This is a genomic window from Rhodanobacter sp. T12-5, from assembly GCF_008329435.1.
Classification (GTDB): domain Bacteria; phylum Pseudomonadota; class Gammaproteobacteria; order Xanthomonadales; family Rhodanobacteraceae; genus Rhodanobacter.
The window spans coordinates 713,417-731,220 of the sequence record NZ_NPKN01000002.1 but is presented as its reverse complement, the minus strand read 5'-3'; the positions used below and the strand labels follow the sequence as shown (position 1 = coordinate 731,220).

The 17,804-nt window shown below is 66.9% G+C and carries 17 protein-coding genes; 7 read left to right on the top strand and 10 right to left on the bottom strand.

All coding sequences use genetic code 11. From position 1 onward, the window contains the following. Nucleotides 1–171 precede the first annotated feature (171 nt). The gene (locus CIW53_RS07465) at nucleotides 172–663 is read left to right on the top strand and encodes a DinB family protein (protein WP_242451807.1); all 492 of its coding nucleotides are present in this window, start codon (nucleotides 172–174) and stop codon (nucleotides 661–663) included. A 57-nt stretch (nucleotides 664–720) separates the two neighbouring features. Continuing rightward, complete coding sequence (locus tag CIW53_RS07460; protein WP_149364043.1) at nucleotides 721–1,410, top strand: VIT family protein; 690 nt, start codon at nucleotides 721–723, stop codon at nucleotides 1,408–1,410. Between the two features lie 199 nt (nucleotides 1,411–1,609). Here CIW53_RS07460 and CIW53_RS07455 read toward each other — a convergent pair whose 3' ends face one another. From CIW53_RS07455 to CIW53_RS07440, 4 genes are all read right to left on the bottom strand, one after another. Beyond that, entirely contained in the window at nucleotides 1,610–2,104 is a 495-nt protein-coding gene (locus tag CIW53_RS07455) for an Ohr family peroxiredoxin (protein ID WP_149364042.1), read from the bottom strand. Nucleotides 2,105–2,146: 42 nt separating this feature from the next. After that, complete coding sequence (locus CIW53_RS07450) at nucleotides 2,147–2,716, bottom strand: glutathione S-transferase family protein (protein ID WP_242451806.1); 570 nt, start codon at nucleotides 2,714–2,716, stop codon at nucleotides 2,147–2,149. A 44-nt stretch (nucleotides 2,717–2,760) separates the two neighbouring features. After that, nucleotides 2,761–3,537 carry an SDR family oxidoreductase gene (locus tag CIW53_RS07445; protein ID WP_149364040.1) on the bottom strand — a complete coding sequence of 259 codons (777 nt, stop codon included), beginning with the start codon at nucleotides 3,535–3,537 and terminating at the stop codon, nucleotides 2,761–2,763. Between the two features lie 146 nt (nucleotides 3,538–3,683). Then, complete coding sequence (locus CIW53_RS07440; RefSeq protein WP_149364039.1) at nucleotides 3,684–4,724, bottom strand: LysR family transcriptional regulator; 1,041 nt, start codon at nucleotides 4,722–4,724, stop codon at nucleotides 3,684–3,686. Between the two features lie 270 nt (nucleotides 4,725–4,994). Here CIW53_RS07440 and CIW53_RS07435 point away from each other — a divergent pair, with 270 nt between their 5' ends. From CIW53_RS07435 to CIW53_RS07425, 3 genes are all read left to right on the top strand, one after another. Then, nucleotides 4,995–5,474: a carboxymuconolactone decarboxylase family protein gene (locus CIW53_RS07435; protein ID WP_149364038.1), complete on the top strand. Its 480-nt coding sequence runs from the start codon at nucleotides 4,995–4,997 to the stop codon at nucleotides 5,472–5,474. Nucleotides 5,475–5,559: 85 nt separating this feature from the next. After that, complete coding sequence (locus CIW53_RS07430) at nucleotides 5,560–5,985, top strand: cupin domain-containing protein (RefSeq protein WP_149364037.1); 426 nt, start codon at nucleotides 5,560–5,562, stop codon at nucleotides 5,983–5,985. A 164-nt stretch (nucleotides 5,986–6,149) separates the two neighbouring features. Further along, complete coding sequence (locus CIW53_RS07425) at nucleotides 6,150–7,076, top strand: RNA polymerase sigma-70 factor (RefSeq protein ID WP_149364036.1); 927 nt, start codon at nucleotides 6,150–6,152, stop codon at nucleotides 7,074–7,076. Between the two features lie 35 nt (nucleotides 7,077–7,111). Here CIW53_RS07425 and CIW53_RS07420 read toward each other — a convergent pair whose 3' ends face one another. Then, entirely contained in the window at nucleotides 7,112–8,494 is a 1,383-nt protein-coding gene (locus tag CIW53_RS07420; RefSeq protein ID WP_149364193.1) for an L-serine ammonia-lyase, read from the bottom strand. 78 nt (nucleotides 8,495–8,572) lie between these two features. On the opposite strand from CIW53_RS07420, the gene CIW53_RS07415 reads away from it, so the two are divergent. Beyond that, entirely contained in the window at nucleotides 8,573–8,809 is a 237-nt protein-coding gene (locus CIW53_RS07415) for a glutaredoxin family protein (RefSeq protein ID WP_149364192.1), read from the top strand. Nucleotides 8,810–8,992: 183 nt separating this feature from the next. Here the strand turns inward: CIW53_RS07415 and CIW53_RS07410 are convergent, their stop codons facing one another. From CIW53_RS07410 to CIW53_RS07390, 5 genes are all read right to left on the bottom strand, one after another. Then, nucleotides 8,993–10,354, bottom strand: coding sequence for a GTP-binding protein (locus tag CIW53_RS07410; RefSeq protein ID WP_149364035.1), 1,362 nt, complete (start codon nucleotides 10,352–10,354; stop codon nucleotides 8,993–8,995). A gap of 12 nt (nucleotides 10,355–10,366) precedes the next feature. After that, the gene (locus CIW53_RS07405; RefSeq protein WP_149364034.1) at nucleotides 10,367–10,915 is read right to left on the bottom strand and encodes a YceI family protein; all 549 of its coding nucleotides are present in this window, start codon (nucleotides 10,913–10,915) and stop codon (nucleotides 10,367–10,369) included. After that, a complete protein-coding gene (locus CIW53_RS07400) occupies nucleotides 10,912–11,493 on the bottom strand; it encodes a cytochrome b (protein ID WP_149364033.1) in 582 nt (193 codons plus the stop codon). Before CIW53_RS07400 ends, CIW53_RS07405 begins: the two co-directional genes overlap by 4 nt. Continuing rightward, on the bottom strand, nucleotides 11,490–12,104 hold the full coding sequence (locus tag CIW53_RS07395) for a YceI family protein (protein WP_149364032.1): 615 nt from the start codon (nucleotides 12,102–12,104) through the stop codon (nucleotides 11,490–11,492). The genes CIW53_RS07400 and CIW53_RS07395 overlap by 4 nt, the downstream gene beginning before the upstream one ends. A gap of 91 nt (nucleotides 12,105–12,195) precedes the next feature. Further along, the gene (locus CIW53_RS07390; protein ID WP_149364031.1) at nucleotides 12,196–13,671 is read right to left on the bottom strand and encodes a GTPase; all 1,476 of its coding nucleotides are present in this window, start codon (nucleotides 13,669–13,671) and stop codon (nucleotides 12,196–12,198) included. A 339-nt stretch (nucleotides 13,672–14,010) separates the two neighbouring features. Here CIW53_RS07390 and CIW53_RS07385 point away from each other — a divergent pair, with 339 nt between their 5' ends. Then, a complete protein-coding gene (locus CIW53_RS07385; RefSeq protein ID WP_149364030.1) occupies nucleotides 14,011–17,577 on the top strand; it encodes a hybrid sensor histidine kinase/response regulator in 3,567 nt (1,188 codons plus the stop codon). Nucleotides 17,578–17,804 lie beyond the last annotated feature (227 nt).

The window sequence follows — 17,804 nt, the reverse complement described above, 5'->3', positions numbered from 1 at the left end:
GTGCGTATCAGTGCTTTGCGTGCTGCAACGATGGTCAGACTGCTTTTCCGTGATCGGTCCTGTTGAGTTGATAACCATCGGCGCGGATGTCTTTTACTCGTTCAAGGTGGATGCGCGTGCCGCACGCCATTCAACTCCAGCGTTGGGTTTTTGTGAAAAATAGAGGCAATGATGAAAGATCAGTTCCGCTACAAGGCTTGGGCTAATTCGGAGATACTCGATGCTCTTGCCAAGGTCGATGAGGCGCTATACCCGGAGCAGTGGAAGCTGGCCGTCCGTTTGATGAATCACACTTATGTTGTGGATCGTATCTTTGCTGCTCATCTGAGCGGGATGGAACACCAATTTCAAGATACAAACACACCAGAAACACCCACAGTAGATCAACTCGAAGAAGACATTTCCAAGTCTGACGCGTGGTATCTGCACCATGTTGGGCAACTGGATCATGGGAAGCTGAAGGAATCCATTTCCTTCACGTTCACCGATGGCGATAAAGGCACCATGACGCGTGAGGACATGCTCTTCCATATCCTTGCTCACGGCGCCTATCATCGCGGCAACGTTGGCATGGTGTTGTCTTCATGCGGAATTGACCGTCCCAAAGACACTTTTACTCGCTTTCTGCACCTCACGGACGCTAGCCGTCGCGCGCAAACCTGACAAATCCGTAGGAACTCTCGGCGCCGCAATGAGTCTTCCATCGCCTGGTGAAAATCCATGAGACACAGCGAAAGGCATCGAACACATCGAACAGGCTGGCTTCGCGCCGCCGTGCTTGGGGCAAATGACGGGATCGTTTCCACTGCGAGCCTTGTGCTGGGCGTGGCAGCCGCGGGCGCGAATACAGGAGCCACTCTGGTTGCAGGGGTTGCCGGCCTTGTCGCAGGCGCCATGTCGATGGCCGCTGGCGAGTATGTCTCGGTCAGTTCGCAGGCCGATACGGAGCGGGCAGATCTGGCTCGCGAGAGCAAGGAGTTGGCCGCAAATCCCGATCAGGAGCATGAGGAACTGGTGTCGATCTATGTCAAGCGTGGATTGGACAGGTCATTGGCATCAAGTGTTGCTACCCAGCTCATGACCCACGATGCGCTTGGTGCACACGGCAGAGACGAGCTTGGCATATCGGATACGTTGGCCGCCAAACCCGTCCAGGCGGCATTCGCTTCGGCCGGAACTTTCGCTACGGGTGCCGCGCTTCCACTGCTGATGGTCCTGATTCTTCCACGTGCCACACTGATGTGGGGTCTCGGAGGCAGCTCGCTCTTCTTCCTTGCACTGCTGGGCCTGGTAGCTGCGCGTGCAGGCGGCGCCCCGGCACTCGCTTCCGTATGGCGCGTTTCGTTCTGGGGTGCGCTGGCAATGGGCTTGACCGCGGCAGTTGGGGCGCTCTTCGGGGTGTCGGCATAAGAGACGAACCGGCCAGCGGGTCACGCAGGGCGCGCAGCTTCAGCACTCGACGACGTTCAGCGCCACCATCGGGTCGCAGGCGTGGCTCCGGTGGTGTTTCATGCCGGACTCGGCAACGTTCCCACCCCGACGCGTTCCGGCTTCCGGCAGCGGCCGCGGGTGGGCATGGGTGCCGGCTGCCCTTTCGATCGCCGCGCGATCACAGGTCGAGCGAGACCACGCAGTCGATCCCCGTCCTGGCCATCTTCGCGTAGGGGCAGATGCGCTCGGTATTGCGCACCAGCTCTTCGGCGATCGCTCGGTCGACGCCGGGCAGGCGGATGCGGATATCCGCGGTGAGCGTGAACAGGCCATCGACCGGGTCGCGGCCGAAGGTGACCGAGGCGACGACCTCGGCGTCCGGGATCGTCACGTCCGCGCGCGTCGCAAGCAGGCTCAACGCGCCGTGGAAGCAGGCGGCGTAGCCGGCGGCGAACAGCTGCTCCGGATTGGTGCCGCCACCCGGGCCGCCCAGCTGCTCGGGCATCCGCAGCTGCAGGTCGAGGATTCCATCGTCGGAACGGGCCACGCCGGACGCGCGGCCATGCCGCGATTCACCGCCGCTGACGCGCACGGTCGCGGTGTAGAGCGGGAGGAAATCCGTCCCGAGATGCTTGTCGAGCAGGGAGACGGGCGGTGGCTTCAGTTCGGTCATGGTCGGGCTCGGCGTGCTTCGATCGTGGATGACCGGTCGGCCTCAGGCGAGGACGCCTTCTTCGGCAAGGATGGCCGCCTGCACGTCCGGATCGGCCTCCAAGCGGCGGGCGAAGCGCATCAGGTGGCTCAGGCCGTACAGGCCGATGTCATGGTTGACGGCCCAGCGCAGGATCACCAGCAGATAAGGGTCGGCGACGGAGCGCGTCCCGGTCAGCCAGTCGCGACCGGCAAGCTGCGCGTCGAGCCGTTCGAGCAGCGTGCGTATGTGCAAACTGGCGTTGCGGGCGAGCTCGCCGGCCATGGCTTCTTCTCGAAGAAAAAGCGATGCATTGAAGATCGGCAGGAACGCCTTGTGCACGTCGGAGTTGAGAAACCCCACCCAGCGCATCACTTCGGCGCGGCCGCGCGGTGTGCCGTCGCCGAGCAGGCCCGCTTCGGGATGGAGGTCGGCAAGGTAGCCGAGGATCGCGACGTTCTCGGCAAGCGTGAAGTCACCGTGTTCCAGCAGCGGCACGGTGCCCCCGGCATGGCGGGCTCGATATTCCGGTGAGCGGACGCTGTCGTGGCTCATCCTCACCGTTTCGTACGGCGCACCGATCCATTCGAGCACGATGTGCCCGGCGAGTGGACAGGCGCCGGGCAGGTAGTAGAGCTTCACGCTGCCGTTCCGCGGCTGGCGAACATCGAGCGGGCGAACCATGTCTGGAAGTCCTGTGCGCCCAGCCGCGCGCCGTCGCCCGGCAGCAGCGTGTCCGGCTCCAGCACGGCGCCGAAGTAGGGCGCCTTCGGATCCGCGACGACCTTGCGCGAATCCCCGATGGCGGCGAGGAAGCGCTGCACCCAGGCCGCCAACGGCGCCTTTTCGGGGCCGCCGATTTCCACCATGCCGTTGACCGCGGCGCCGAGTGCGTAGTCGGTGACCGCATCGGCGACGTCGTCCGAGGCGATCGGCTGCATCAGCCCGCTCGAAAGATGGATCTCCTGTCCCCTGGAGCCGTCACCGGCAATGCCGTTGAGGAACTCGAAGAACTGGGTGGAATGGACGATGGTGTACGGGATGCCGGCGGCGCGGATCAGGTCTTCCTGGGCCATCTTGGCGCGGATGTACCCGCTGGTCGCAAACGCAGGACGACCGGTGCCCACCACCGACAGCGCCAGATGATGCTTCACGCCGGCTTTCTTCTCCGCGGCGGCGAGGTTGCGTCCCGACGTCTGGAAGAAGTCCAGTACGGCCTTGTCCTCGAACGAGGGGGAGTTGGCCAGGTCCACCACCACGTCGGTCCCCGTCATCGCCGCATCCAGGCCTTCGCCGGTGAGGGTGTTGACGCCCGAGGATGGCGCGGCGGGAACCGCCTCGTGGCCGCGCTTGCGCAGGCGCTCGACGACTTTGCTGCCGATGAGTCCGGTACCGCCGATCACGAGAATCTTCATGGGAGAAACCTCCGCGTTGCGTTGGCGCCTGGGGCGCGTAGTGAGGTCATGCTAGGCGCGGCCAACGGCAGCCGGTAGGAGCGCCGGCGGACTCGCGGTGTTGCCTGCGACACACCAATCGCCGCGTCGCGGGCGAAGCGGCCGGATCAGGAAGTACCCGTCGCCAATGCTCGCCGCACCTCGCGCGGGACCGCCGACGGCAGCGGGGTCAACCCGATCGAGCACCCCAGATCCAGGGCGCGCACCGCGGTGGTCATGTAGTCGATGAACACCCGGATCCGCCCCGGCAGTTGCTGCCGGCTCGGATAACAGAGGTAGTGCCCGCGATCGTCGGGCGCGTATTGCGCCAGGCATGCCACCAGCCGGCCGGCACGCAGGTGCCCGCTGACCTGGTAGCCCGCCATCTGTGCGATGCCCTGGCCGTCGAGCACGGCCTGCAGCACCAGTTCGTCGTCGTTGAACGTGCAGCTGGACGAGGGCAGGAATTTCTGGATCCGGCCGCCGACCTTGAACTCCCATTCGAAGATCCTGCCTGACGCCGTGCGGAAATTGATGCAGCTGTGCCCGGCCAGCTCTTCCACCTGTCGCGGCAGCCCATGGTCGCGCCGGTAGGCGGGCGACGCGCAGACCAGCATCGGCATCGGAATCAGCTGCTTGGCAATCACCTGACTGTCGTCCAGGCGCCCGTCGCGAAAGGCCACGTCGATCCGATCCGCAGTGAAGTCCGTGGTGCGGTCGTCGAGCAGCAGGTCGACGGCGATCTCCGGATAGCGGGCGCGAAAGCCGTTGAGCAGCGGCGCCACGATGCGGCGCCCGAATCCCGTCGTGGCGCTGATCCGCAGCTGCCCGCGTGGTGGCCCTTCGCGCAGATCGCGCATGTCTTCCAGTGCCTGCACGATCCGCTCCACGCCCGGGTGGCAGTTGCGATAGAACAATTCGCCCTCGCGGGTCAGCGTGGTGAGCCGGGTGGTACGCAGGAACAGCCGTGTGCCCAACTGGGCCTCGAGCTTCTGCACGCTGCGGCTGACCGCCGAGCGGCCGATGCCTAGGCGGTCGCCCGCGCGGGCGAAATTGCCTTCGGTCGCCACGGCGATGAAGGCGAGCACGCCGGCGTAACTTGCCGAGAAGCTCGACGCGAGGGCGTCGCTGTTGGTGCAGTGGGGGTGATCTTGCGAATCAAAGGTCATCGTTCGGGTCCGAAAGGCTCGGGCGCTTCGCGCTGACTCCCGCGAAGCGCATCCAGCACCGGCATCGGCCGGCTCATACCTGACAGACGTTTCGGCGTCGGCGCCTGTGACACCGTCGACGGATTGGTTCCTGACGGGCAACACCGCGAGCCCGCCGACGGGCCTACCGCGCGCATCGGCCCGAACCTAGGCTGGGCACCGTCACGCATCGAGCGCGAGCGGGTACCTCAGCCGATCTGAGGAATGGCCACATGCCCAGCGAGAATCCCCATGACCCAGCGTATCGACTATCAGCAGCAAGCCCCCGAACTCTTCAAGAAACTCGTCGCCATCAGCATGCAGGCAGCTCAGGGCGGCGTCGAGGCGACCATCGGCCACCTCGTCGAGATCCGTGCCTCGCAGATCAACGGCTGCGCCTTCTGCGTGGACATGCATGTCAAGCAGGCGATGATTCACGGCGAGCGTCCGCTGCGCATCCATCACCTGCCGGTCTGGCGCGAGTCCCCGCTGTTCTCCGAGCGCGAACGTGCGGCGCTGGCCTGGACCGAGGTGCTGACCCAGCTGCCTCCCCACGGCGTGCCGGACGACATCTACGCGCTCGTCCGCGAGCAGTTCTCCGAGAAGGATCTCACCGACCTCACCTACGCGGTGATGGCGATCAACGCCTGGAACCGCATCAACGTCGCCTTCACCAGCGTCCCCGGCAGCGCCGACAAGGCGTACGGGCTCGACAAGGCCGGCCTGGCCTGAACCCGACCGATTCGGCGCCGCCGCGCTGGCCGCTTCCTGGGCGCCCCGGCCCCCGGTCGCGCCTACCATCAATGAGGAAACACCCATGCACATGCTGAAGACTTTCGGACTGGCGTTGCTGCTCGCCTCCGGCGCGGCAGCCGCCCACCAGAGCGAGCACGCCGCCCCCGCCGCGGGCGCGCCGATGGCCAAGGTCGCGGACCTGATGACCAAGGCCCTCAAGGACTATCCCGGCAAGGAAGGCAAGATGATCCTGGTCACCTACCCGCCCGGCTCGGTCGATCCGGTCCATCGCCACCACGCGCATGCCTTCGTCTATGTGCTCGAAGGCTCGATCGTGATGGGCCTGAATGGCGACAAGCCGGTGACGCTGGGGCCGGGGCAGACCTTCTACGAAGGGCCGGACGACATCCACACGGTCGGCCGCAACGCCAGCAAGACCAAGCCGGCCAAATTCCTGGTGCTGCTGCTGAAGGACCAGAACACGCCGGTACTGATCCCGGAGCACTGAGCTTTTCGCCGGATCGCTTCGGCCCGCCGCCATGCATATGGTGAATGCCTGTTCGTCGAGGCGGCGGGGCGCAGGCATGCCATGCATGGCCGGCGGGCGAAATCACCATCGGGGGCCGATCGGCGTAGGCTGTCACGACCACACCGGCACAAACGTCTTCCCCCATGGACGCAGCCACCGCCACTTTCCACAATCTGCGCGCGAGGCTGCAGGGTATTGCCTACCGCATGCTCGGCTCCATGTCGGAGTCCGAGGACATCGTGCAGGACGTCTGGCTGCGCTGGCACACCGCCGACAAGGACAGCGTCAACAACGCCGAAGCGTGGCTGGTGGCGACCACCACCCGCATCTCGATCGACCGCCTGCGCTCGGCCAAGCTGCGGCGGGAGCAGTACGTCGGCATCTGGCTGCCGGAGCCGGTGCTCACCGAATGGCCCGCCACGCCCGAGGACATCGCGGAGCTTTCCAACGAGGTCTCCGTCGCCTTCCTCACTGTACTCGAACGCCTGACCCCCGAGGCCCGCGCCGCCTTCCTGCTGCGCGAAGTGTTCGACATGGATTACGGCGAGGTGGCCGAGACGCTCGGCAAGAGCGAGGCGGCCTGTCGCCAGATCGTGCATCGGGCCAAGGCACAGCTGCGCCAGGAGCGGCCGCAGCGCGCGATGCCCAGCGGGGTTCACCAGACGCTGATGCGACGCTTCGCCGATGTCCTGGCGCAAGGCGACTTCGCCGGCATGAAGTCGATGCTGGCCGACAGCGCGGTGCTGATGGGCGACGGTGGCGGCTATGTCACCAGCTTCCCCAGACCGATGGTCGGCGGGCCGCGCATCGCCCAGCTCCTGTTTGCCCCCACCCTGCGCTACAAGCATGCGTTGCGCATCGAACTGGCGATGATCAACGGCCAGTACGCCGTGCTGCGCTACATCGACGACGAACTGGAGTCCGCGCAGTCTTACGAAAGCGACGGCGAACGCATCACCTCCGTCCATGTGCAGCGCAATCCCGAAAAACTGGCCCGACTGGTGGCCGCGCTCGCACAACGGCCCGCCCGCCGGCAGCTTGAGGCATCGGCGCCGCACGAAAGCCCGTGAGCGAGATCAGCGAAGGCGGAGGGGCGTGATTGCTGTCAGCACTCGATGACGTTGACCGCGAGTCCGCCGCGCGATGTTTCCTTGTACTTGTCCTTCATGTCGCGGCCGGTGTCGCGCATGGTCTTGATGACCTTGTCGAGGCTGACGCGGTGCTTGCCGTCGCTTTTCAGCGCCATGCGGCTGGCGTTGATGGCTTTCACCGAGCCCATCGCGTTGCGTTCGATGCAGGGGATCTGCACGAGGCCGCCGATCGGGTCGCAGGTGAGGCCGAGGTTGTGTTCCATGCCGATCTCGGCGGCGTTCTCGACCTGCAGCACGTTGCCGCCGAGCGCGGCGGTGAGGCCGCCGGCGGCCATCGAGCAGGCCACGCCGACCTCGCCCTGGCAGCCGACTTCGGCGCCGGAGATCGAGGCGTTTTCCTTGTACAGGATGCCGATCGCGGCGGCGGTGAGCAGGTACTCGACGATGCCGTCGTCGTCCGCCTTCGGGCAGAAGCGCAGGTAGTAGTGGCCGACTGCCGGCACGATGCCGGCGGCGCCGTTGGTGGGTGCGGTGACGACGCGGCCGCCGGCGGCGTTTTCCTCGTTGACGGCCAGCGCGTAGAGGTTGACCCAGTCGAGAATGGTCAGCGGGTCTTTCAGCGCGGCCTCGGGCTGGTTGCGCAATTCTTCCAGCATTGCCGGCGCGCGGCGGGTGACTTTCAGGCCGCCGGGCAATACGCCGGGCGAACGCAAGCCGCGGCTGACGCAGTCGGCCATCGCCTTCCAGATGGTCAGCAGGCCGGCGCGGGTTTCCGCCTCGGGGCGCCACACGCTTTCGTTGGCCATCATCAGCTGCGCGATGGTCAGGTTGTGCTGCTTGCACAGGGCCAGCATCTGATCGCCGGTGGAGAAGGCGTAAGGCTGCTCGGTGGTGTCGGCGACGATGCGATCTTCCGCCGCCTCGTCGGTGTTGACCACGAAGCCGCCGCCGACCGAGTAGTAGTCGCGCGTGGCCAGTTCGTTGCCGTCGGCGTCGTACGCGCTGAAACGCATGCCGTTGGTGTGGAACGGCAGTTTCTGGCGCTTGTTGAAGACCAGGTCGGCCTTTTCGTCGAAGGTGATCTCGCGCTTGCCCAGCAAGCAGATGCGGCCTGTGCCGCGGATGCGTTCGAGCGTGGCGGGAATCTGGTCCGGATCGACAGTGTCGGGGTGTTGCCCTTCCAGGCCCAGCAGCACGGCCTTGTCGGTGCCGTGGCCGCGGCCGGTCATCGCCAGCGAGCCGTACAGTTCGGCGCGCACGCGGGCGACGCGGTCGAGCACGCCTTTCTCTTCCAGCCAGCGTTCGGCGAAGCGCGCGGCTGCGCGCATCGGCCCCACCGTGTGCGAGGAGGACGGCCCGATGCCGATCTTGAACAGGTCGAATACGCTGACGGCCATGGGCGTGCTGCCGGGGAAGGAGGGGGAAGCGGTTATTCTACGCGGCGTCCCCGCCTTTGGCAGTCCATTCGCAAACGCATGTCCGACCTGACCCTGTACCAGCGTGATTACTGCCACCTGTGCGACCTCGCACTCGCCGTGATGGCCGAGGCGGGTGCGCCGGATTTCGACAGCGTGTGGGTGGATGATGCGGATGAGCTTGAACAACGCTACGGCACGCGCGTGCCGGTGCTGCGCGATGCGCGCGACGGGCGTGAACTGGATTGGCCGTTCGATGCCGCGGCGGTGCGGACATTTCTCACGCGCCTCTCGTAGGAGCCCGCTGGCGGGCGATGCTCTTCGATCCGATCCGATCCGATCCGATCCGAATCTCGAATCTCGAATCCCGAATCCCGAATCCCGAATCCCGAATCCCGAATCCCGATTCCCGATTCCCGATTCCCGATTCCCGTACAAGAGCATCGCCCGTGAACGGGCTCCTACGGGGTGTGGTGGGGCTCAGGCGCGGCGCGCCTTCAACCGCTTGAGGATTTCCTCGCGTGCTTCGCGCAGGATCGAGTCGCGGTCGAGGCTGGCGACAATGTCGGCGACGGCGCGTTTGGCACCGGCTTCGCCCCACGATTTGCCTCCGACCAGATAGCGTTCGGCGGCGCGATTGATCAGCACGGTGGCGTACCAGCCCAGCGCGCCTTGCGCTGCGGCGGTGACCACGACGGACAGGCCGGCGCTCATGCCCTTCAACGCCGAGGCGACCAGCTGCATGCCCCAGATCGCACCCATCAGCGCGGCCAGTTGCGCCGAGATCACCGCGACCAGCCGGCCGGATTCGGCGCGGGTCAGCGGCAGGCCGTAGACGCGCGACAGCTGCACCACCATCGCCGCGTCCAGCCCGGCGGCGGCGAGCAGGTCGGCGACCGGGATCGGGTTCAGCGCCACCGCCACGCCCTTGGCCAGGCAGTAATGGCGGATCAGTTTCGCCGCGACGGTTTGCCGTGTCTGCGCGATGCGCGCGCTGACCTGGTCGGTGAGGCGACCGGCGTACAGGCCGGCATTGATCGCCGACAACGTCTTGCCTTCGCGTGCAGCGATCGCCAGCAGGCGTTCGCGCAGCGCGGCGACATCGGGCGCTGGCGATTGCCGATGGTTCTGTTCGTGCCCGCGCGCATCGACCTCGACCACGCGCTGTGCTGCCGGCCGTGCGGCCACCGCCAGCACGTCTTCTGCACGCACCAGGCCGGCCACGCGCAGGCGCAGGTGCTGCAGCAGGCTGTCCAGCTCGTCGCGGCCATAGCGGTCGGACTTGTTCAAGGCCAGCAGCAACGGACGCTGGGTGGCAGCGAGTGTCTTCAACGCGTCGAGTTCCTCGCGGGTGAGGTCGCCGTCGCAGACGAAGATCACCAGGTCGCTGACCTCAGCCACGTCGAACGCCAGTTTTTCGCGTGCCTCGCCATCGAGTTCGTTGATGCCGGGCGTGTCGATCAGCACCAGGCCGTCGTGCTGCGCCTCGTCGAGCATGGCGTGTTCGGCATCGGTGGTGGTGCCGTGCAGGACGCCCACGGTGAACGCCTCGCGCCCGAGCAGGGCATTGCCCAGCGCCGACTTGCCGGCGGAGACGCGGCCGAACACGGCGACGTGCAGCTCGCCGCGCTCGAGCTTGTCCAGCATGCTTTCGATACGGGCGAAATCGCTGGCCAGTTCGCTGCGCACCGAGGCCGGGATGGTCGGATCATCGAGCAGGCTGCGCAGGCTGTCGGCGACCCGAGTGGGACCAGTGGCGTTGCGATGCGGCGCAGGCGTGACGATGGCGGGAGCCGTAGCGATCCAGCCGCGCAGGCGTTGCCACAGGGTGTTGCGCGCCATCGTTCGGGCCGCTTATCTCGCGGCCAGTTGCAGGTGCGCGTCGATTTTCACGTCCGCGCCGATCACCGAGGTGTCGGCATATTCGCCGCCGCCCACGCCGAAGTCGAGCCGCCTTACCGTGCCGCTCACGTCCAGCGTGGCGCCGCTGCCTTGCGGCTTGAACGTCACGGCCAGGCTCACCGGTCTGGTCACGCCGCGCAGGATGAGGTTGCCGTCGGCGATCACCTGTGTGCCGGTGCGGCGAAAGCCGGTGGTGACGAAATGGGCCTTGGGGAATTTTGCCGTATCGAAGAAATCCGTCCCCGGCAGCGCGCCGTCGCGGTCGCTGTCGCCGGTCTTCGCGCTGGCCAGGGTCACCTCGACATCGAACTTCGAGCTGGCGAGGTTGGCGGCGTCGTAGCTGATGGCGGCGGTCCACTGGCCGAACCGGCCGTCGAACGATTCTCCCTGGAACGTGCCGCTGAAGCCGAGCGTGCTGGCCGTCGGCTGCACGGTGTAGTCGGTGGCCGCGGCCGCGCAGGGCAGGGCGAGTGCCAGCAGCAGGATGGCGAGACGTTTCATTGGTGGTCTCCTTCGGAAGGCCGTGTCTGGCGCGGGCGAGCGAACGGCAGCATCCGGCGCAGCACGTTGTCGTTGTCGAACACATGATGTTTCAGCGCGGCGCCGACATGCGCCACCAGCACCAGCACGAGGAACCAGAACAGGTATTCGTGCACGGCATGCGCGAAGTGGCGGATGTCGTCGTTCTTCGCTGCAAGTGCCGGCAGGTTGAACAGCTTGAACCACTGCAGCGGCTTGCCGGTGACCGAGTTGAACCACCAGCCGCTGAGCGGCAGCGCCACGATCAGCACGTACAGCACGCCGTGCACCGCATGCGCCGACCACTGCTGCCAGCGCGGCGCCGGTTCGTCGAGCGGACGACCGTCGCGCCAGCGCCACGCGATGCGCAGCAGCACCAGGGCGAGCACGGTCAGGCCGATCGACTTGTGCAGGGCGAGCCAGCTGATCTTCTGCATCGGCGAACGGGCGAGATCCATCAGCAACCCGAACGTGCCATTGCCGAGGATCGCCAGCGCGATGATCCAGTGGAAGAACTTCGCGACCGAACCCCACTGGCGGTCGTTGCTGCGCAGACTCATGGTTGCTCCTTGGATGGGGGTGCCCGATCGTCGCTGCGGATCGCTTCCAGTTCCAGCCAGATGTTCACCTGCTGGCCGATCGAGCCGGGAAATGCGGTGAGGCCGAAGCTGCGGCGGTCCAGCGTGGCGGTGGCGGAGAAACCGGCCACCGAGTGCAGTCCGTAGAGGGTCTTCGCGGCGCGGTTGAAGGTGAACGGAAGATCCAGCGGGCGGGTGATGCCGCGCAGGGTCAGTTTGCCATGCAGCACGCCGTGGCGGTCATCCTTGCGTTCCACGCCGGTGCTGACGAAGTGGGCGTAGCGATGGGCCGCGCAATCGAGCAGGGCCGGCTTGCACACCGCGGCGTTCCAGTCGGCGTCGCCCATGTCCACGCCGGCCAGGTTGATGTCCAGTTCGGTGGCGGCGTTGCTCCAGTCGTCCGGATCGAACCGCAGCCACCCGCGGGCGATGTGCAGCCGTCCAAACGGCCGCGAGTACCCGTCGTGGCTGATGCTGAAAAGCACCTGGCTGTGCACCGTGTCGTAGCGATAGCTGGCGCTGGCCGCATGCGCCGTTGCCAGCGGGAACAATGCCAGCCACAGCAGACAGCCGATGAGGCGTGAAGGAGTCATGCGCAGGAGTCTGGCCGATTCCACCGGGTAGCACCAGCGGGCCGCGGCAGAACATATTGTTTCGCTGATGCGTGTGAACGACATGGCGTATTCACGGCCCGGTCGGTGGATCGTTGCGCTCGCGCACGGCGTCGATCGTCAGCGTGGCGAGCTGGCGCAGGCGGCTGCTGCCGGCGTCGGCAAGCAGCTCTTTCAGGCGCGCGCCGGCGTCGTCCTGGTCGAGCGCCTGGCGTTCGGCGAGCGACGCGGCCAGCGCGCGGCCCATCGAATCGAAGATCAGCGCATAGGCAAACGCATGCAACACGCCGCCACCCAGCGTGCCCAGGCCGGGGAATGCCTTCAGCGCGTTGCCGGCGACGGCCAGCACGATCGAACTGCCGGTGCGCAGGGTGAGCCGCGCCTGCTGCACGAAATCGTCAATTTGCACGTCGCTGACTTTCACGCCGTAGAGCTCGGCCAGCGCGCGGGTGAGGCCGGTGGCGAGCACGCCCTGGATCACCAGGTCGCTGCCCGGTGCCACCGCAGCCATTGCACCGACGATGGCGCGACGGGCGTATTTGCGCACGATACGTTCGGCCTCGGCGGCGCGGGTCTGCGCCTCCAGCGAGCCGGTGCGTTGATGCAGGCCGGCCAGTACGGCGTTCTCGCGCAGGCCTTCGAGCCCTTCGGCGCCGACCGCAGTGACCCGGTCGAGTGCCTGCAGCAGCGTGCCGATCGCCGGTTGGCGTCGGCGTTCGACCGACTCGGTGCTGCCGTCGGCGAGATGACGCTGGTAGCGCTCGCTGCCGCCGGCGCTGATCGCCAGCACGGTGCTGGCGATGCCGCGGGAATGCTGGCGCAGGCGATTCAGCAGCGACTCCAGTTCGATGCTGCTCCATTGGTCGGCCTTGTTCAGCACCAGTAGCAGCGGCTTGCCGAAATCGGCGAGCCAGCGCAGTTCGTCGACCTGGCCGCGGCTGAGGTCGCCGGCGCAAAGATAGACGACGGCGTGCGCGCGCAGGGCTTCCTCGCGCGCCAGGGTTTCGCGCGCCTCGCCGCCGCTCTCGCGACTGCCGGGCACGTCGGCCAGTACCACCGGGCGTCCATCGGGCAGGGTGCCGTCGTAATGGGCCACGTCACGGGTGGTGCCGCCACGCACGTCGCTGGCGAGCTGGGCGTGGGGCACCAGCGCGCGGATCAGGCTGGACTTGCCGGTGGAAATTTCGCCGAACAGCGCGACATAGATGCGCGCGCTGGCGCGACGACGATCGAGTTCGCCCAGTTCCATGGCAAGCGCGCCGGTATCCGCGCCGCGTTCGCGCAACTGGCCGATGCGCTGCTCCAGGCTGCCGCGATCCGGTGCCGTTACCGGACGCCGCCGGCGGCGCGGACGCAGCAACCACCACAGCACCGTCAGCGCAGCGGCCGCAAACACCGCCAGTACGCCGCCGAGCGTCCATTGCAGCCACGCCGGCAGGGCCAGAAACCGTTGCGCCAGTGCCAGCGCACGCTCGGCGGCGGCGAACAACAACCACAGCAACGCGGCCAGGGCCAGTGCGGTGAACAACAATCGCAGGCGTCGGGACATGCACGCATCCTGGTATGGCCAGTCATCGGATATGGCTGGCAGGGCAAGCGCCGACAGCCTGCGCGTCGGTGGCGCGCGAGTGGATCGCCGCGTCGTTCGGGATTTTGGCATGACCGGGAAGAGTGGGGGGAATTGCGCAGATTCGCAGCGACCGTGCCGACGGCGGGCGTTCGCTCGACGATGGCGACAGGCGGACGGCGCCGCGCTCGCGCTGCGCAAAAGGTTTTGGCATGATCGACCGCTACGGGCCACCAGCCGGTTCGGCACCTCGTTGCCGCTCAAGCGCGTCAGCGGCGACGCGGGGACGCGGGAAGGCAGCCCAAGGGGAAGCACAACCTGATGTTTTCAGCCGTTTTGCTATGCATGGCTCTGGGCCTGGCGGCGCCCGCGTCGCAGGCGTCCGCGGCGCCGGCGGTGCCCACCGCGGACTCCCGCCTGTTGCCGACACCCCAGTTTCGCCGCTACGGCACGGCTGCCGGCCTGCCCAGCAGCAGCGCTTACGCCGTGGCGCAGGACCGCGATGGGGCGATGTGGTTCAGCACCAAGGGCGGCATCGCGCGCTACGACGGCGTGAACTTCAAGGTGTTCCGACATTCTGCGGGCGATCCCGGCTCGCTGCACGAGAACGGCATCGCCTCGCTGCTGATCGACAGCCATGGCCGGCTCTGGGCGGGCGGGCTGGAAGCCGGGTTGAACCGCTACGATGCGGATACCGGCAGCTTCACCCATTGGGGGCACGATCCGCACGATCCTTCCAGCCTGTCCAGCGACAAGGTCTGGACGATCGCGCAGGATGTCGATGGCAGCATCCTGGTGGGTACCGTCCGCGGGCTGGATCGCATGCGACCCGACGGTCGTGGCTTCGATCACGTGACCAACGCATTGCTCGGCAGCGATCCGGCCGCATTTGGCCTGGTTGCCGCCTTGTACGTCGACCGTCAGCAGTTGTGGATCGGCAGCGCCGCCGGCGTGTTTCGCCGCGACAGCGCCGGACGGATGCATCGCGTGACGGAGCCGGGCTCGTCGGGGTCGATCGACGCATGGAGCATTGGGGGCGACGGCGACGAGGTACGCATCGCTTCCGCCACTGGCCTGTGGCTGGTCGGCAAGGATGACGTGGCACGCCCGCTCGCCGGCGCCGGGGCACCGACGGGCAATGTGCTCAGCAGCGTGCGCGACGGTTCCGGACGCTTGTGGATAGGCACGCAACACGGCCTTTTCCTGCAGGAGCGGCCCGGCGGCCCGGTGCTGGCGGTAACCAACCAGCCGGTGCTGCACGGCAACCTGCCCGGTACGTGGGTGTGGTCGATGCTGGTCGATCACGAGGGCGGATTGTGGGTGACCCTGCTGGACGGGGGCGTGGCCTACCTGGCGCCGGGCTGGAACGACACCAGTCGTTTTACCCATGTGCCGGACGATCCTTCGAGCTTGCGCGATTCGGTGGTCACGGCGATGGCGCGGGGTCACGACGGCCGGGTCTGGGTCGGCGAGCGCGCCGGGCGCGTCGACAAGCTCGATCCGCATACCGGCAAGGTCGAACATGTGCTGTCGGGCCTGGGCGGGGACGTGCTGGGCATGACCCAGGATGCGCAGGAACGATTGTGGATCGCCGTGCGCGGCGGGCTATACCGCTACACCAAGGGCCTGCCGCCGCAACGGGTCGATCCGAACAGCCAATGGCTGAAGAATCCGCTGGAAGTGGAGCTTGGCCCTGACGGCAGGCTGTATGCGCGCAGCTTTGGCGAAGGCCTGTTCCGCATCGACCAGAACACCCTGGCGGTCACCCACGTACCCATGCAGCAACCGAACCAGCGGGTGTTGTGGGGCAGCCAGCTCACCTTGCATGACGGCATCTTCTGGTATGCCAGCGACGGTGGCATGTTGCGCATGGACGCCGCGCACGATCGGTTCGAGGTGATTCCCGGGCTCTCCAACGATCGCGCGGTGAATGCGTTCGATTTCACCGCCGATGGCATCTGGATGGCGCGCCCCGAGGGGCTGGAACACTACCGTTATCAGGGAGACGGCCTGGTGCTCGACCGCACGGTCGATGCGGCGCACGGCTGGCCGTCCATCAGCGTGACCGACCTGCGCGTGGACGCGCTGCAGCGCGTGTGGATAACGGGACGCGACGGCTTATGGCGTTTCGATCCCGAGCGTGGACAGTTCCGTTCGTTCGGACTGCAGAACGGCCTGGCCAACGGCGAATTCTCGCGTGGTTATGCCTTGATGCCCGACGGCAACCTGTATGCCCCCACGTTGGGCGGCGTGGTCGGTTTCGATCCGGATCGGCTGCGCGACCGCACCACCGAGTCGCCGCTGGCGATCACCCGGGTCAGCGTGCGCCGCGGCGGCGAATTGCGGACCATGGCCTATGCGCAGAACCGGATCCGGCTGAGCTGGCGGGACCGTGGCTTCAATGTCGAGGCGCGGCTGTTTTCCTATATCGACCCCGGTGCCAACCGCTATCGCTTTCGGCTGCGCGGCTTCGATCCGGCGTGGGTGGATACCGGCAACCATGGCGAACGCGAATTCACTGGCCTGGCTGCCGGCGACTACGCGCTGGAGATCCAGGCCGCCGGCGCGAATGGCTGCTGGGTGCACCTGTCGGTGCCGCTCGCCATCGAGGTGGAGGCGCCGCCGTGGATGCGCTGGTGGGCATGGCTGGGTTACCTCGTGCTGGCATTGGCCGTCGGCTGGCTGGTCCTGCTGACCTGGCGCCGCCGGCTGGCGCGGCGCCATCACGTGGAACTGGTCGAACAGCAGCGGCTGATGGCCGAGGCGGCGAGCGAGGCGAAGACGCAGTTCCTGGCCACGCTGAGCCACGAAATACGCACTCCGATGACCGGCGTGATGGGCATGGCCGAACTCCTGCTGAGCACGCCATTGAGTCCGCTGCAGCACGACTACACCCAGGCCATGCAGCGCTCCGGCGGGATGTTGCTGAAGCTGCTCAACGACGCACTCGATCTCGCGCGAATCGAGGCCGGCAAGCTGGAGCTGGACCCGGTTCCGTTCGCGCCGCGCCAACTGTTCGAGGATGTGGCGCAACTCGAGCAGGGGCTGGCGCACGCCAGGGGTATCCGCTTCGTGCTTGACCTGGCCGACGACCTGCCGGCGCAACTGCTGGGCGATCCCCTGCGGATCAAGCAGGTGCTGCTGAACCTGGCCAACAATGCATTGAAGTTCACCGAGCACGGCAAGGTCACGCTGCACGCCCGGCGCATCGCCGACGGCTTGCTGTTCAGCGTCAGCGATACCGGGCCGGGCATTCCCGAGGCCAGCCAGGCGCGATTGTTCCAGCGTTTCGAGCAGGAGGAAGGGCCGCAACGTCGTGCCGGCAGCGGCCTGGGGCTGGCGATCTGCCGCGAACTGGTCGACATGATGGGCGGCAGCATCGAGCTCGAATCCCGGCTCGGCCACGGCAGCACGTTCTACGTGCGCCTGCCCTTGTCCGAGCCGCCGGCGAGCCCGCCGTTGCCGGCGCTGGACATGACCGATCAACGCATCTATCGACTGCTGCTGGTGGAAGACGACAGCATCGTGGCGGCGGTGATCCGCGGCCTGCTGGAGCGTCAGGGCCACGTGATCTGCCATGTCGCCAATGGCCTGGCCGCGCTGGCCGAACTGGCGCATGCGCAGTTCGACGCGGTGCTGCTGGATCTGGACCTGCCGGGCGTGGATGGCTTCCAGATCGCGCGGCTGATCCGCCAGGGCGAGCCCGCCGACGAACACCTGCCGATCGTGGCGGTGACGGCGCGCTCAGGCAGCGAGGACGAGCTGAAGGCGCGCGCGGCCGGCATGGACGGCTTCCTGCGCAAGCCGATCACCGGCGAACAACTGGCCGGCGCGCTGGCCCGCATCGTGCCCGGCATCGCCGCCGCGGCGAACACCGAGCCGGCCTAGGGCAACGCTGATCAAGTATCACCGCCGTCACCCACCCTCTCTGTTCGCAGACCACAGGGCCGTCGGCGAAGGCAGACTGGCCGTCTGTCGAGGCGGCGGACCGAAGGTATGCGGACAGAGAGGGTGGGCCGCAACGTGTTGAATCTGAAATGATGAGGTGATGGCTGGAAGGCCCGCAGGCGATGCCGCGCGGCTTGGCAAGACGGCCAGTCTTGCCAGCGCCACGC